General features: G+C 62.9%; 14 protein-coding genes. 5 read left to right on the top strand and 9 right to left on the bottom strand.

Annotated elements, in window-relative coordinates; translation table 11 throughout:
- Nucleotides 1-181: 181 nt before the first annotated feature.
- On the top strand, nt 182-1855 hold the full coding sequence (locus tag F758_RS0128265) for a thiamine pyrophosphate-binding protein (protein ID WP_024511044.1): 1674 nt from the start codon (nt 182-184) through the stop codon (nt 1853-1855).
- Nucleotides 1856-1858: 3 nt separating this feature from the next.
- On the top strand, nt 1859-3130 hold the full coding sequence (locus tag F758_RS0128270; protein WP_024511045.1) for an NAD(P)/FAD-dependent oxidoreductase: 1272 nt from the start codon (nt 1859-1861) through the stop codon (nt 3128-3130).
- A gap of 228 nt (nt 3131-3358) precedes the next feature.
- Here F758_RS0128270 and F758_RS0128275 read toward each other — a convergent pair whose 3' ends face one another.
- Both F758_RS0128275 and F758_RS0128280 read right to left on the bottom strand, forming a co-directional pair.
- Nucleotides 3359-3766, bottom strand: coding sequence for a (R)-mandelonitrile lyase (locus tag F758_RS0128275; RefSeq protein WP_035723315.1), 408 nt, complete (start codon nt 3764-3766; stop codon nt 3359-3361).
- A 146-nt stretch (nt 3767-3912) separates the two neighbouring features.
- Nucleotides 3913-4611, bottom strand: coding sequence for a ribonuclease activity regulator RraA (locus tag F758_RS0128280; protein WP_024511047.1), 699 nt, complete (start codon nt 4609-4611; stop codon nt 3913-3915).
- 232 nt (nt 4612-4843) lie between these two features.
- Between F758_RS0128280 and pxpB the strand changes: the two genes are divergently transcribed.
- The 3 genes from pxpB to F758_RS0128295 are packed head-to-tail and all read left to right on the top strand — an operon-like array spanning nt 4844 to nt 7415.
- Nucleotides 4844-5575, top strand: coding sequence for a 5-oxoprolinase subunit PxpB (pxpB, locus tag F758_RS0128285; RefSeq protein ID WP_024511048.1), 732 nt, complete (start codon nt 4844-4846; stop codon nt 5573-5575).
- Nucleotides 5572-6648, top strand: a complete 1077-nt coding sequence (locus F758_RS0128290; RefSeq protein WP_024511049.1) for a 5-oxoprolinase subunit C family protein — start codon at nt 5572-5574, stop codon at nt 6646-6648. Before pxpB ends, F758_RS0128290 begins: the two co-directional genes overlap by 4 nt.
- Nucleotides 6645-7415, top strand: coding sequence for a LamB/YcsF family protein (locus tag F758_RS0128295; RefSeq protein WP_024511050.1), 771 nt, complete (start codon nt 6645-6647; stop codon nt 7413-7415). The genes F758_RS0128290 and F758_RS0128295 overlap by 4 nt, the downstream gene beginning before the upstream one ends.
- 160 nt (nt 7416-7575) lie before the next feature.
- On the opposite strand, the gene F758_RS49870 is transcribed toward F758_RS0128295, so the two are convergent.
- From F758_RS49870 to F758_RS0128335, 7 genes are all read right to left on the bottom strand, one after another.
- Complete coding sequence (locus F758_RS49870) at nt 7576-7728, bottom strand: hypothetical protein (RefSeq protein WP_198026581.1); 153 nt, start codon at nt 7726-7728, stop codon at nt 7576-7578.
- Between the two features lie 189 nt (nt 7729-7917).
- Nucleotides 7918-9531, bottom strand: a complete 1614-nt coding sequence (locus F758_RS0128305; RefSeq protein WP_024511051.1) for a sulfite reductase subunit alpha — start codon at nt 9529-9531, stop codon at nt 7918-7920.
- On the bottom strand, nt 9528-11324 hold the full coding sequence (locus tag F758_RS0128310; protein WP_024511052.1) for a NirA family protein: 1797 nt from the start codon (nt 11322-11324) through the stop codon (nt 9528-9530). The genes F758_RS0128305 and F758_RS0128310 overlap by 4 nt, the downstream gene beginning before the upstream one ends.
- 15 nt (nt 11325-11339) lie before the next feature.
- Nucleotides 11340-12173, bottom strand: a complete 834-nt coding sequence (locus tag F758_RS0128315; RefSeq protein ID WP_024511053.1) for a formate/nitrite transporter family protein — start codon at nt 12171-12173, stop codon at nt 11340-11342.
- A 360-nt stretch (nt 12174-12533) separates the two neighbouring features.
- Complete coding sequence (locus tag F758_RS0128320; RefSeq protein ID WP_024511054.1) at nt 12534-13697, bottom strand: CmpA/NrtA family ABC transporter substrate-binding protein; 1164 nt, start codon at nt 13695-13697, stop codon at nt 12534-12536.
- On the bottom strand, nt 13694-14302 hold the full coding sequence (locus F758_RS0128325; protein WP_024511055.1) for an ANTAR domain-containing response regulator: 609 nt from the start codon (nt 14300-14302) through the stop codon (nt 13694-13696). The genes F758_RS0128320 and F758_RS0128325 overlap by 4 nt, the downstream gene beginning before the upstream one ends.
- A gap of 1205 nt (nt 14303-15507) precedes the next feature.
- The coding region (locus F758_RS0128335; protein WP_024511057.1) for a transposase at nt 15508-15817 on the bottom strand (310 nt) is incomplete at its 5' end.

The following is a 15817-nucleotide window of genomic DNA, read 5'->3' on the forward strand; positions in this document are numbered from 1 at the left end:
ATTCATGAAGCCGACGCGGGTGGAGCACGCTCTGCCGTTATTTCCCGGAACGGCACGACATCGCCGTGGTGCCGGGCACCTGTTTCGGCCTTGCGCCGTTTTTCCGCCTGTCCTACGCCGCTTCCGAACAAAACTTGCGCGAGGCCATCGCCCGCATCGCTAATGCTTGCAAGGAGCTGTCATGAGCCAATCGAACCCAGCCAAGAATAACTTGCGCACCGGCGGCCAGATCCTGGTCGATCAGCTCGTCGCGCAAGGGGTCGAGCGGGTCACCTGCGTTCCCGGCGAAAGCTACCTCGCCGCGTTGGACGCGCTGCATGACAGCAAGATCGACGTCATGATCTGCCGCGCCGAGGGCGGCGCAGCCATGATGGCTGAGGCCTACGGCAAGCTCACGGGGCGCCCCGGCATCTGCTTCGTCACCCGCGGTCCCGGCGCAAGCAATGCCTGCCACGGTGTGCACATCGCGATGCAGGACTCCACGCCGATGATCCTCTTCATCGGCCAGGTCGATACCGGTATGCGCGAGCGGGAGGCGTTCCAGGAGGTCGACTACAAAGCCATGTTCGGCAGCATGGCGAAATGGGTGGTCGAGATCGACCGCCCCGATCGCATTCCGGAATTGGTGGCGCGCGCCTTCCGCATCGCCATGCAGGGCCGTCGCGGCCCCGTGGTGATCGCGCTGCCGGAAAACATGCTGACCGAAAAAGCCGCAGTGAGCGACGCACCGCGCGTCGAGCCCGCGATGAGCTGGCCCGCGCCATCCGATATCGAGCGCCTCGGCGCTTTGCTCGCGCAAGCGAAGGCGCCGATCGCCATTCTCGGCGGGTCGGGTTGGGACGAAACGGCAATTAAGAGTATTGCGCGCTTCGCCGAGCGCTTCGAACTCCCGGTCGCAACCTCGTTTCGCCGCGCGTCGCTGTTTGACGCCGATCATCCCACCTACGCCGGCGACCTCGGCATCGGACCCGATCCGCGCCTCAAAGCGCGCATCACCGGCGCCGATCTGATCCTGCTGATCGGCGGCCGGCTGTCGGAAATGCCGTCCTCCTCCTATACGTTGCTCGACATTCCCTCCCCCGCTCAGCAGCTCGTTCACGTGCATCCGGGCGCGGAAGAACTCGGCCGGGTCTATCAGCCGACGCTTGCGATAGAGGCCAGCCCGACCGCCTTCGCTCAGGCCGTCGAGACGTTGAAGCCTCGCGCCGCTGTCGCCTGGACCGGCAAGGCGGCCAAGGCGCACGCCGAGTACCTCGACTGGACCGACAAGCCCCGCGAACTACCGGGCCCCTTCCAATATGGCGAAGTCGTCGTGTGGCTGCGGGACCGCCTGCCGAAGGACGCGATCGTCTGCAACGGCGCCGGCAATTATGCCGGCTGGCTGCATCGCCATCATCGGTTCCACACCTTCGCCGCGCAGCTCGCGCCGACCTCCGGCTCCATGGGCTATGGTGTGCCGGCCGCCGTGCTGGCGAAGCGGCAATATCCCGATCGTGTCGTCGTGGCCTTTGCCGGCGATGGCTGCTTCCTGATGAACGGCCAGGAGTTCGCCACCGCCGTCCAATATGGCGCGGCGATCATCGTCGTCATCATCGACAACGGCCAATACGGCACAATTCGCATGCATCAGGAGCGCGACTATCCAGGCCGCGTGATCGGAACGCAGCTCCAAAACCCCGATTTCGCGCTCTATGCCAGAGCCTTCGGCGGCCACGGCGAGCGGGTCGAGCGAACCGAGGATTTTGCGCCCGCGTTCGAGCGTGCGCTCGCCTCCGGCAAGCCCTCGATCCTGCATTGCTTGCTCGATCCGCGCGCGATCTCCGTGGGCAAGGACTTTGTACCCAGCAAGGCTTAAGCCATGACAGAGACCAGCGCGCGCCACGTTGCCATCATTGGAGCCGGCGCTGTCGGCGTGATCAGCGCCATCGAGGCGCTGCGCGACGGCCGCCGCGTAACGCTGATCGATCCGGGCGAACCCGGCGGGACGCAGGCGGCAAGCTATGGCAATGCCGGCTGGCTGTCGTCGCATTCGGTGATCCCGCCGGCGGAGCCTGGCGTCTGGAAGAAGGTGCCGAAATATCTGATGGATCCGCTGGGGCCGCTGGCAATCCGCTGGTCCTATTTGCCGAAAGCCCTGCCCTGGCTGATCCGCTATCTCTTGTCAGGCTGGACCGAGGCGAAGGTCGAGGCGACGGCTCGCGCGCTGCGACCGCTGCTCAAGGATGCGCCCGCCCTCCACAAGACGTTGGCGGAGGAAGCTGGCGTTCCCGATCTGATCGAGCGCAATGGCGTGCTGCACATTTTTCCCTCGCGCGCACCGTTCGATGCCGATCTCGGCTGGCGCATCCGCAAGCGCATCGGCATCGAGTGGCTTGAGCTCTCGGCCGATGAAATGCGCCAGCGCGAGCCAGATCTTCATCCCCGCTACACCTTTGGTGTCCTGGTCGAGGAGGCCGGGCGCTGCCGCAACCCCGGCAATTACGTTGCCGCACTTGCCGGGCTGGCGCTGTCGCGCGGTGCGCAACGCGTGGCTGCGAAGGCAACGGCGCTCAAACTTCAGAACGGAAGACTCGTCAGCGTCGTCACCGACCGCGGCGAAATCGCCTGCGATGCCGCCGTGGTTGCCGCAGGCGCGCGGTCCAAGGCGCTTGCGGCCTCCGTCGGCGATAACCTGCCGCTTGAGACCGAGCGCGGCTATCACGTTGTCGTCGAAGATCCAGGCACGGGACCGCGCACCTCCATGATGGCGTCCGATGCAAAAATGGTGGTGAACTGGACCGACCAGGGGCTGCGCGCCGCGGGCACGGTCGAGATCGCAGGTCTCGATGCCCCACCGAACTGGAAGCGCGCCGATATTCTTCGCGACAATCTCTTCGGCATTTTCCCGAAACTGGCCAAGGACATTCCGGCGTCCCGCATCAAGATCTGGTTCGGGCATCGGCCGAGCATGCCGGATGGCCGCCCCTGCATTGGCTATGCGAGGGCCTCGAAGGACATCGTCTATGCGTTCGGCCACGGCCATGTCGGCCTGGTCGGCTCGGCACGCACCGGCCGCCTGGTCGCGCAACTGCTCGGGCATCGCGAGCCCGAAATTCCGCTCGGGCCTTTTTCGCCTGACCGCTTTCTCTGAAGTCCGCTCGCGCGACAACGAGGTATGGCCGACAACGCCAACGGCGCCTTATCCGCCGACCGAGTCCTATTTCATGACTCGTTCTGGCCCGAGGCGCGACTCACGCGCGCCCGGTTCATGGGTGCGATTTACGATGAGCACACCGGGATTCTGCGCGGCTCCAAACCGGAGAAAGCCTGCACGGCGATCCGGCCGCCAGCGGCGCAAAGGATAGGACCACCTACAGTCCTATCCAACAGCCGCGTTATATTCGGCGTCGGTGACGTGCTCCATCCAGGTCACGTGATTGCCGTCCAGAGATTCATGCATCGCGACGTGAACCATGCCCGTGGTCGGAGCGGCGCCATGCCAGTGCTTCTCGCCCGGCGGAATCCAGACGACATCGCCGGCTTTGATTTCGCGGATCGGGCCGCCCTTGGCCTGGATCCGCCCGACACCCTGGATCACATAAAGCGTTTGCCCCAAGGGATGGGTGTGCCACGCCGTGCGCGCGCCGGGCTCAAACGCGACGCGGGCGGAGGCAACACGTGCCGGCGCCTGCGGGGTGATGATCGGGTCCTGCCATACCGTGCCCGTAAAGCTTTCGGCCGATGCGCGGCGGGTCGGGCGCGATCCGGCGAGATAGATGTCCACCATGCTGTCTCTCCCTATGTCTGCTCACTTGTGGGGTGGGCAAAAGCGCGGCAACGCCGTGCCCACCGATCTTTATCAGTCGTATGATGGTGGGCACGCTTCAAGTGCGCTTTGAAGTGCGCTTTGCCCACCCTACAACACTCTGCGCCCTACTTCTTCGACGCCGCGTAGCGCGCCTTGGTCTCGGCATTCATGGGATAAAGGCCAGGCAGCGATGCGCCATTGTTCACCTCGTTGACAATCCAGCCTTCCATGCGTTCCTGCTCCGGTCCTTCCGCGAGCACATGGTCCAGGAAAGCCTGCGGGATCAGGACCGCGCCATCCTGGTCGGCCACCACGATGTCATTCGGGAATACCGCAACACCGCCGCAGCCGATCGGCTCGCCCCAGCCGACAAAGGTCAAGCCTGCGACCGAGGGCGGCGCCGCATAGCCATTGCACCACACCGGCAGGTTCGTACCCATCACGCCTTCGAGATCGCGCACCACGCCATCGGTAATCAGCGCCGTGACGCCGCGCTTGACCATGCGCGCACACAAAATGTCGCCAAAGATGCCGGCATCGGAGATGCCCATGGCATCGACCACGGCGATGCAGCCCTCGGGCATGGCCTCGATCGCGGTGCGGGTGGAAATCGGCGACGACCAGGACTCCGGCGTCGCCAGATCCTCACGCGCCGGCACGAAGCGGAGCGTGAAGGCCGCGCCGACCAGCCGCTTCTGCCCCGGATGCAACGGACGCGCGCCGCGCATCCAGACGTTTCGCAACCCCTTTTTCAGGAGAACTGTGGTGATGGTCGCAGTGGAGACTTTGGAAAGGGTCGCGATGGCGTCGGGGGTCAGGGACATCGAAGATTAGGCTCCTTAAGGGTGAGCAGATTGCGGGCGCATCTTGCGGGGCGCGCACCTGCCGTCAAGGGAAAGCTGCAGGGCTCAATTCCTCGCAAGCGATAAAGCGACTTTATCGCGCGGCATTGCATCAATTTATTGAACTTGCGGGATTTTTTCGGGAAAGCGGATTCCACTGGAACACAAAACAAGCTACAGCTTGGAAAGCTCCCGATTGCGACATTGTGAGACGATGGAAGCCACGTTCCCTCCACCCCGCCTTTTGCCCAGCGGCGACAGCGCTATCACGGTGGAGTTCTCGAAGGTGATCGATGAGACCGCCAATCAGCGCGTGCTGGCACTCGATCGCGCGCTGAGCGAGGCAGCGATCGAGGGGGTGACCGAGGCCGTGCCGACCTACCGGTCGCTGCTGGTGCACTATGATCCCTGCCAAATCGACTTCGCAACGCTTGGCGAGAAATTGCTGGCGCTCGCAAAACGTCCCGTCCCGCCGAACGGAAAGACGCGGCATTGGCGGGTACCTGTTGCCTATGGAGGAGAGAACGGCATCGACCTCGAGGATGTCGCGAAAGCGCTGAACACGACGCCCGACGAGATCGTGGCGCGCCATGTCGCAGGCAAGTATCGTGTCGCCATGATCGGCTTTTCACCGGGATGGTCGTATCTCAGCGGCCTCGATAAATCGCTGCACATGCCGCGGCGGCAGAGTCCGCGCCTGTTGACGCCGCCCGGCACGATCTCGATCGGCGGCGTGCAGACTGGCATTCAATGCGTCGCCGCTCCCAGCGGCTGGCACCTTCTCGGACGCACGCCGGTGCGGACCTATCAGTTGCATCGCGAACCGATCTTCCTGCTGGAGCCCGGCGACCGCGTGACCTTCTACGCTATCGATACGAAAACTTTTGCGGAACAGGAGAAAGCCGCGGAGAACTGCGAGATCGTTGCCGAGTTGATGGCCTCATGACCAAGATCGTCGTCACCAGCATTGGTCCTGCAAGCTCGGTTCAGGACGGCGGCCGCCACGGAGCACAGCGTTATGGCTTGACCGAGAGCGGCGCCATGGATCGGCTTGCGCTCGCGGCCGCTAACACGCTGCTTGGCAATACGCCGTTTGCGGCAAGCGTGGAAATCGGCCCATTTGGTGCGGCCTTCACCGCGCGTGAGGGGGCAGTTCGCGTCGCGCTGACCGGCGCGAGCAGAAGTGCCGACATTGCCGGCCAGCCGGTCGCGTTCGACAGCTCGATGACCATTCCTGAGAACGCGACCCTCACCCTCGGATTCGCCAAGGGCGGTGCCTTCAGCTATCTCGCGATCGAAGGCGGCATCACGGGTGAGCCAATGTTTGGCAGCCTCGCCGTCAATGCCCGCGCAGGGCTCGGCAGCCCCTATCCACGCCCGCTGCAGGCCGGAGATGAGCTGCCTGCACGCGCCGCCAGCGGCGCGCCCGAGCGGCGGGTCGAACCGCCCGCAGCTACGAACGGCCCGATCCGGGTGGTGCTCGGTCCACAGGACGACGAGTTCAGCGACGAGGCGAAAAAGCTGTTTCTCGACAGCGAATGGATGATCTCGGCCACCAGCGACCGCATGGGCTATCGGCTGGAAGGGCCGGTCATCAAGCATCTCCACGGCCACAACATCGTCTCCGATGGGACCGTGAACGGCAGCATCCAGGTGCCCGGCAACGGCGCCCCAATCGTGTTGATGATGGACCGCGGCACCACCGGCGGCTATCCGAAGATCGCAACGGTGATCTCCCCGGACCTGCGCCGCCTGGCCCAGACCCCGGCGGGAACCGCGTTCCGCTTCAAAGCGGTCAGCGTGGTGGAGGCGCAGGCGGAAGCGAGAAAATACGCGCAATTGTTGCGCTCCCTGCCCGATCGCCTGCGCCCGATCGAGAACGTCGAACTCAACATCGAAGCACTGCACGATGCTAATGTCGCGGGCCACGCGGTGAGTGCGGTGGATGCGGACACCTGGCATCACGTGCCGCCAGACGGCCAAGGGGCGGGACTTTCAGGAAGCGGAAGACCAACATGAGCACAATCGATCTCAATTGCGATCTCGGCGAAAGCTTTGGCCCCTGGGTGATGGGCAATGACGAGGCCATGATCGAGCTTGCAACCTCCGTCAACATCGCCTGCGGCTTTCACGCCGGCGACGCCGATATCATGCGCAAGACCGTGGATCTTGCCAAAGCGCGAGGTGTTTCCATCGGCGCCCATCCCGGCTATCGCGACCTGCACGGCTTCGGCCGTCGTCCGGTGCCGGGGCTGAAATCATCGGAGATCGAGAATCTCGTCGCCTATCAGATCGGCGCGCTGCAGGCGATTGCGACCGCCGCCGGCCACAAGGTCACCCATGTGAAAGCGCATGGCGCGCTCTCCAACGTCGCCTGTGAAGACGACATGACCGCCCAAGCTATCGCAAACGCGATCAAAGCCGTCGATCCGAGCCTGGTGTTTGTGGTGCTCGCCAATTCGCGCCTCGTTAAGGCCGGCGAAAAGGCCAACCTGCCGATGGTCCATGAGGTCTTTGCCGACCGCGCCTATGAAGATGACGGGCAATTGGTATCCCGCCGCAAGCCCGGCGCGGTGCTGCATGATGCCCGGCAGGTCACTGAGCGCGTGGTGCGGATGGTGCAGGACGGCGAGGTGGTGTCCATCACGGGCAAGCGCATCAAGATGCGCATGGACACGGTCTGCATTCACGGCGACACGCCCGGCGCGGTCGACATTGCGAAGGGGTTGCGGAAGGCGCTCGCGGATGCCGGAATTGCGGTAGCGCCGTTCAGGCGCTCGGCGTAAGCTTCTGCCGAAGCCGCAGGATAGCTTGAACGAAGTGAAACCCATCGATCCGCTTGCAGGGAAGTTGGTGGGTTTCGTTTGCCGCTCAATCCTACGAGACTCTATCAGGGTGGTGGGCGCTCCTCGATTTTGCCCACCCTACGAACAAAATCGTGACTGATCAGAACGGATGCACCGAGAGGGTGCCGAACACGATCGCGGCAATGACCGCAAACGCCCCGCAGAGCGCCGCGAGATGAAGGCCGCGGCCTGTGCGGCGGGACAGGGAGCGCGCGTGAAAATGCAGGCGGGCTTCCGCTGATAGTTCGCGCATGGTGGTTCTCCAATGCCCCATCGCGCGCCATCAAATAGCATCTGCCGGCCGTTGCAAGAGCGGCGACCAAAGAGCGATGCCGCCACTCCCGTGGAGCTCGTTCCCAGTCCAAATTTCTCCGGCAGCGATCGTTATGGGAATTTTTTTCGTTAAGATTGCGTGAAATTGGAACCGCTCGAAAGACTTCGCTCAGTACACATCCTGCTGGAAACGGCCCTTCTTCTTGAGTTCCGCAACGAAGGCCACGGCTTCGTCCGTTGAGCGGGCGCCGAATTGGGCGACGATATCGACCAGCGCGCGCTCGACGTCCTTCGCCATGCGCTTGGCGTCGCCGCAGATGTAGAGATGCGCACCTTCGGCGAGCCAGGTCCACAACTCGCGGCCGACTTCCCGCATGCGGTCCTGCACGTAGAACTTCTTCGCACCATCACGCGACCAGGCAAGGGACAGCCGCGTGAGCAGACCTGACGTCTTCATCGCGTTGAGCTCATCGGCATAGAAGAAATCATAGTCACTGCGCTGGTGGCCGAAGAACAGCCAGTTCTTCCCTGTCGCGCCGGTCGCCTTGCGATCGAGCAGGAAGGCGCGGAACGGCGCGACGCCGGTGCCCGGGCCGACCATGATGATCGGCGTCTTCGGATCCTGCGGCAGGCCAAAGCCGTGCGCCTTCTGCACATAGACGTTCAGCTTCTCGCCGGGATTGATGCGCTCGGCAAGAAAGGTCGAGGCGAGGCCGAGGCGCCGGCGCTTGCCGACGATATAACGCACGCAATCGACGGTGAGTGACAGTTTTCCGGGCGTTGCATTGTGCGATGACGAGATCGAATAGAGTCGCGGCTGCAGCGGCTCCAGCGCTTCCACGAACGCCTCGGGATGTGGGCGGACGCCGGAAAACTTCTGCAGGGCCGCCATCACGTCGAGCGTCGCTGCGTCGCCGTCGGGATCCTCGCCCTGTGCCAGCGCGCGGGCCTTCTCCCGCTGGGCGCCGCCGGTGATGAAGGAGATCAGCTCGAACAATTTATCCGGCGCGGGCGACAGCGATACATCGCTGATCAGGGCTTCGCGCAGCGTCTTGCCGTTGACCTTGGTCGTGTGCGAGGCCCCCAGCAGGGCGATGACCTGATCGACCAGACCCAGATCGTTCTTGGCGAAAACGCCAAAGGAATCGCCCACGACATAGTCGAGACCTGTCTCCGAGAGATCGAAGTCAATGTGATAGGTCTCTTTCTCCGACCCCTTCTTGTTGAGAAGCCGTCGTCCGACGAAGGTCGCCTCCGCCGGATTGTCGCGGGAGCGGCCGGGTTTGGCGACCACCGCCGGAGTTGCAGGCGTTACGGGAGCCGCTGCGGCCGGCTTTGCCGCGCCCGGCGCCTTGTCGAGCTCCTCGTAGAGCGTCTTCAGCATCCGCGCGGTTTCCTTGCCGCCGGGGACGCAGAGATTGAGCCGCGCTTCGGACTTGTCGGCGATCGCATTGGAATAGTCGCGGCAATTATAGCCGCACTGGCCGCAATCCTGCTGCGCCATCGCGGCCATCATACGCCGCCGCAGCGGGCGTCCTTCGGCAAGCTTCATGCGCTCGGCGATCGGCAGGGTCTGGTCATGCCACGGCGCTTCGTCGTCATCCTCGGCGGCGGCAGTAGGCGCTTGCAGCATAGCGGCACCCTGCTCCGGCGACAGCGGCACGGCCACGTCGTTGGACAAGAGTCCTGCGAGGAAGCCGTTCAGCCAGGAACGCTGCGCCTCGGAGAACGGTGCACTCGGCGGAATAATCTCGATCTTTGGCGGTGGCGTAATCTGGTTCACGAGGAGACCTCCGCGTCGGCGAGCTTGCGCAGCGCTTCGCCGTCGTGGCGGCGGGCAAAGCTAAGGAACGTTTCGTCGGGTGAAGAACGATGCGCGAGATAGGCCTTCAACAGCCTCTCGACGGTCTTTGGCGCATCCTCCGCCTTGACGTCGCGATAGACTTCGCGGCCGATATCGGCGTGCGGTCCGAAGCCGCCGCCCGCGAACAGATGATAGCCCTCGACGACCTCGTCGCCCTCGCCTTCACCGGTCGGCACCTTCGCGGCGATCATGCCAATGTCGCTGATGTAATGCTGCGCGCAGGAATGGTGGCAGCCGGTCAGATGAATGTTGAGCGGCGTCTCGATATTGACCCGCGTCTCGCACCAGTCACCGATCGCCGCCGCGTGGCCCTTGGTGTCGGACGCCGCAAATTTGCAACCCTTGTTGCCGGTGCAGGCGATCAAGCCGGCGCGAATTTGCGAGGCCTTGATCGCGAGGCCCAGCTTTTCGATCGCGGCGGTCGCAAGCGCCACATTCTCATCGCGCACGCCCGAGATCAAAAGGTTCTGCCACACGGTCAGGCGGATCTCGCCGTCGCCGAGGTCCTGCGCGATTTTCGCGAGCCCCCGCATCTGCTCGCAAGTCAGCTTGCCGAGCGGCAACACCACGCCCATCCAGTTCAGGCCATCCTGCTTCTGTTTGTGCACACCGATATGGGCCATTCGGTCGAATACCGGCCGCTGTGCGATCGCTTCAGAAGGCAGCCGCACCAGTTTGCGGCCGAGCTTCTCTTCGACCCCAGCCATGAACTTGTCGACGCCCATGCTATCGAGCACATATTTCAGCCGCGCCTTCAGCCGATTGGTGCGGTCGCCGGTCTCGATGAAGAGACGCACGATGGCGTCCGCCACCTGCGTGGCCTCCTCCGGCTTGACGATGATGCCCGTCTCCTTGGCGAAATCCTTGTGCCCGGTGATGCCGCCGATCCCGAGACGAAACCACACGCCGGGATCGACGCCGAAACCATCCTTCACCTCGACGGCGGCGAACGCGATGTCGTTGGTGTCTTCCAGTACGGCGATGCGGCCGGCGCCGTCGAAGGCCACGTTGAATTTGCGCGGCAGACCGTAGAGCGAGCGGTCGTTCAAGATGTGAAAATGCCATTCGCGCGCAAAGGGGCGCGTATCGATCAGCTCCTGCGGATCGATGCCGGCGGTCGGCGTGCCCGTGACGTTGCGGATGTTGTCGGCGCCGGAGCCGCGCGAGCAGAGACCGAGATCCTGGATGCCCTCGATCAGGGCCACGCTGTTCTTGGGCAAAATCTCGCGGATCTGTATGTTGGCGCGGGTGGTGACGTGGCTGTACCCGCCTCCATAGATATCGGCGAGATCGGCGAGCCCGGCGAACTGCCAATGCTTGAGGATGCCGTTGGGCATACGCAACCGGCACATGTAGGAATCCTGCGCCGGTGCGACGTAGAACAGGCCGTAATAGCGCCAGCGGAAATTGTCGGCCGGCGATGGCGGCGTGTTGTTTTTCGCCTGCTCCTTCAGCCGCTCGTATGCGTCGAACGGATGCAGCTCGCGCTTGAACTTCTCCTGGTCCGCGAGCTTCTTGCCTGACGCCGTGACCTTATCCTGCGCCTTGAGATGGATCGCATCCGGCCCGATCGGTTCGGCATTTCCCTTGCCGGCAGCCGCGCCGCCGCCGAGCCCACGGCCGACCCGGCTGATCTGCAAACCGGTGGCAAAACCTTCGAGATAGCGCTTCTGCTCGTCGGTAAAATCGACGGAAACTGCTTCGAGCTTCATGGTGCTGTCGTGCCCTTATTCGGCGGCGGTCTGCGCCACGACGGGCGCGGCAGAGATGGATTCCTGGTTGGGCTTGTAGGTCACGTAGAGCGCGAGGCCGGTGAAGACGAAGCCACCGAACAGATTGCCGAGCGTGACCGGGATCTGATTCCAGACCCACCAGTCGTAGACGCTGACCTTGGCGCCGAGCAGCATGCCCGTCGGAATCACGAACATGTTGACGACGGCGTGCTCGAAGCCGAGCGCGAAGAACAGGAAGATCGGCAGCCAGGTCGCCGCGATCTTTCCGATCGTCGAGGTCGACGTCATCGCCATGACCACGCCGAGGCAGACCAGCCAATTGCAGAGAATGCCTTTGACAAAGACGCTGACCAGGCCGGCCGTGCCGAGCGCCGCGTTGGCGATGGTCTTGGCCTCCGCCACCGCGACGATGCGCGCGGCGACCCCGGTCACTTCGACTTTGCCCATGTTGGTGAGCGAGATCGCGATCAAAACCCCGAATGCGATGCTGCCAAGCAGATTCGCCACAAAGACCCAGGACCAGTTGGCGATCACCGCATTCCAGCTCGCTTTGCCTTCAAGGCGCGCCAGCGGCACCAGCGCAAAGCTCCCCGTGACAAGCTCAAGGCCGAGCAGCACGATGATCACGAGGCTGACGGGGAAGATCAGCGCGCCGATCAACGGCTGTCCCGTTGTCACCGCGCCGGTGAAAGCGAGCGTGGTGGCCGCGCCCAGCAACGCACCGGAAAGGGCGCCACGAATGAGCAGGTCGCGCGGGCCGAGCGCGAGCTTCTTGAGGCCCGCATCGATCATCGAGGCAATCACGTCGGTGGGCTTTGCGTAATCCATAGCGATGCTCCAGCAGCCACGCGGCGCGTGGTCTCAACGGGTGAAAGGGTGTGTGATCGCTCGGAAGTTCGACGTGCGGGCCAATGCGCTCGGAACTTGCGGGACGATCCGATCAGCCTCGTTGCTGCGGAAGTCCGTCTTGGACTTGGGCCAGCGGGCATCTCCGGCGGCTGGCTCACAAGTGCCCATTCAAGTTATGTGCCAATGCAGCATTCCGAGAAAAATACTGCCAAATCAAATCGGTAATTCGGTTGCGACGCATCAAATGAATAACGATCCATGCCTTTTCTGAAGGCAAAGGCACAAATAGCGTGCAATAAAGTGAAGCGCCTAATTTTTGATCAGGGCGGATTGGGTGGGTTACACGCGCCGGCGAGGTATTTTGAAAGCGGCCAAATAGCCCGCAATGTCGTCCGGATTGAAGGCGGGGCCATCGAACGCCCCAATCGGGCGATTTGCGGCCACGTCCGCCCCCTTACTCAGCGCGGCGTCGTAAAGCTCCGGCCTGAACACAGCCATAGCGGCCCTCAGGGCATCCGGGCTGAACCGGGCTTGTGTCCAGCGCACCATCTGAGAGTAGAGCCAGGCCGCCTGCGCCGGATCCGGCCGGCCTGCGGCTTCCCGCCCCACCAGGAGATAGCGGCTGTTCTCGCGGAAGGTGCCGTCGGGCGAAATCTTCAGGCGGCCGTCCAACGTGCGTTGGATCACTTCCGCGTCCACGCCAATGCGGTCTGGCTGCGCCAGGATCCGCGCAGCCTCGCCGCGGTTTCCCGGCTGCTCGATGAAATCGGCGGCACGGGACGCGGCGCGGACCAGGCGCGCGACAGTATCCGGATTTTTCTCTGCCCACCCCTGCCGGATCGCCAGCACCTTTTCGGCCGCGTGCACCAGGATGTCCGCGACAAAATGCAGGATGTGGCCGACACCGTGATCGACGGCGATGGAATTCCACGGCGCACCCACACAGAACCCGTCGACATGCCCGCTCTCGAGGCTTTCCACCATGAAAGGCGGCGGCAGCACCACCAATCGCACGTCCTCGTCGGGATCGACCCCACCAGCCGCCATCCAGAATCGCAATTGATAATTGTGGGTCGAGAACGGGAAGGTCATGGCGAAGGTCAGGGGCTCGGCCCCGCTCTTGCGCCTTGCGGCCACCACGCGCGCCAGCGCCCGCGCCGTCGCCATCGGATCGAAGCGGTCGCCATCGATCTCCCGCAGGATGGCGGTGTGCAGCGCGGCCGAGACGGTGATCGCGTTGCCGTTGATGCCGAGGTTGAAGGGCGCGACGATCGGGACCTTGACATGGCCGAGCCCCAAGCTCGAGGCGATCGCCACCGGCGCAAGCAAGTGGGCGGCATCGAACAGCCCGATATTGAGCTTATCGCGGACATTGGACCACGACACCTCCCGCACCAAGTTGACGTCGAGCCCTTCGGCTTTGGCAAATCCCTTGTCGACGGCGACGATGAGGGCTGCGGCATCGACCAGCGGAATGAAGCCGACATGAAGGGGCGTGGTCATTTCAGGAGCTCCGACGCGGTCAGGATCGACTGCGCGATCTCGCCGATCTTCTTCTTCTCGCGCATCGCGGTGGAGCGCATCAGGACGTAGGCCTCTTCCTCCGTGAGCCCCTTCAATTTCATCAGGATGCCCTTGGCGCGATCGATCACCTTACGCTCTTCCAGCGCCGATTTGGTGCGATCGAGCTCGTCCTGCAGCTTGGCGAATGCATTGAAGCGGGAGACGCACAGATCAAGGATCGGCTTGATCCGTTCTTTTTTCAGCCCGTCCACGATATAGGCGGACACACCGGCATCCACGGAGGCCTGGATCGAGGCAGCGTCGCTCTGGTCGACGAACATGGCAATCGGCCGGCGCACCGCCCGGCTGACCTGGAACATCTGCTCCAGGATGTCGCGGCTGGGATTTTCCAGGTCGATGACGATGATGTCAGGGTCGAGCGCGTAGATGCGGGCGAGCAGGCTCTGCATTTCGCTGATCCGCACGACGCTGCTGTAGCCGGCTTCGCGCAGCCCCTCCTCCAGGATCGCGGCGCGGATCGGGCTTTCGTCGACAATCACAATTTTGGGCGACTGCTCAGCTTTGGGCGGCTGCTCGGCGGTCATCGATCACTCGTCTTCGAACCCGTATGCATAGCACGGCAAATTCCGGCATGAAGCCTTGTCTTTGTGAGCAATTAGGACTAGCTCACGGCCATCAATCAGGCAGATTTGGACGATGCAGCAGGCCTCCGCGCCAAGAATAAGCGTTGTTTCGCTTGGCTGCCCCTGAGACAACGAATGGAAACTTTTTGAGTCTCCCATTCGCAAAGAAAAATGCCGCCCGAAGGCGGCTGTCGTCTGAACTATCAGGCGTGTACTTATTAAGGCGAGATGTTGGCTTTCGGATATGAAGAACTCGTGCGCTCAATCCGAGCCTTACCGCTCGTGACCTAAACAGCCGCACCAAGTAAATCGATCTACGAGAGGTTGTGTGCGCCGTTGCTTGCTGCTATCTGGGACGGGTTGCGGAGGCTGGGCGCGCGGCGGCATGACAAGCGGGAAATCGGAGGAGATGGGCGCGGCGCCCCGCCCCTGGAGCGTCGTCTGGTACGAGCGGCTTGCCTGGACGGCGATAGCCATTGGTTTGGCGTCAAGCGCTGCGAACCCCGCTTTGCTCGCCAGAAACTACCATCTGTATCACGTTGGTTTTCTGCTATACGGCGCCCTCTCCGTTACCGGGCGGCTACTATGGATTTGGCTGGTTGCCCGTAAGCGGCAAAATTGGGCGCGATGGATTAGTCTCTTTTGGATATTGCTCAGTATCCTCGGTCTCCCAAGTACGATCCGAGAAATGGAACGCTTCCTTCTCAATCCCGTTCCGACTATCTTGTTTTACGCGGCATTCGCGATATCGATAGTCTCCGTAATGCTACTTTTCCGCGGCGACGCCCGCGAGTGGTTTTCCCCGAAAGCGCAGCGCGCCGAGTGACTAGCCTCACTAGGCCGGGTCGGAACGAACTCCCAGCCATCGGGAACTTGCCCTGCGCGCAGGCTGATTTCGTTCACCATTCACGAGCGCGCTTTATCATCGACGAAACACGCCAAGGGATTGAATTTCGCTATTTGATCAATTACTTGGATCGCATTCACTAACAATTCGGATGAAATCCTCGGGCGATTACATGGAAAGAGCGCCGCGCATTAGCTTCCACAGCCTCGGCTGCGCCTGAGACAACGAATGTATATTTCGGAGGCGTACTTCCCAAAGAAAAAGCCGCCGGAGGCGGCTGTCATCTGGACAACTTGCCGGAGCGTTCAGCTAGAGCGTTTCACATTTTGATGGAAGCGTATCCGGCGTTGGCAAAGTAGTTGGCGCATTCGCGGGGTTGGATGGTTTTGACGAGTTCGCCGATGTGACGGCAGATGTCGTCGACGGCGCGGTTTTGGGCCGCACGCATCCAGTGCTTGATCTTGGCAAAGGTCTGCTCGATCGGATTGAGGTCGGGCGAATACGGCGGCAGATACCAGAGCCTTGCGCCGGCGGCCCGGATCTGCCTGCGCAGCGCGGCCGCCTTGTGGCTCCCCAGATTGTCCATGACGACGATGTCCCCGGGCTGAAGCTGCGGGACGAGAATCTGC

Origin of the sequence: Bradyrhizobium sp. ARR65, from assembly GCF_000472385.1 — a bacterium.
Lineage (GTDB): Bacteria > Pseudomonadota > Alphaproteobacteria > Rhizobiales > Xanthobacteraceae > Bradyrhizobium.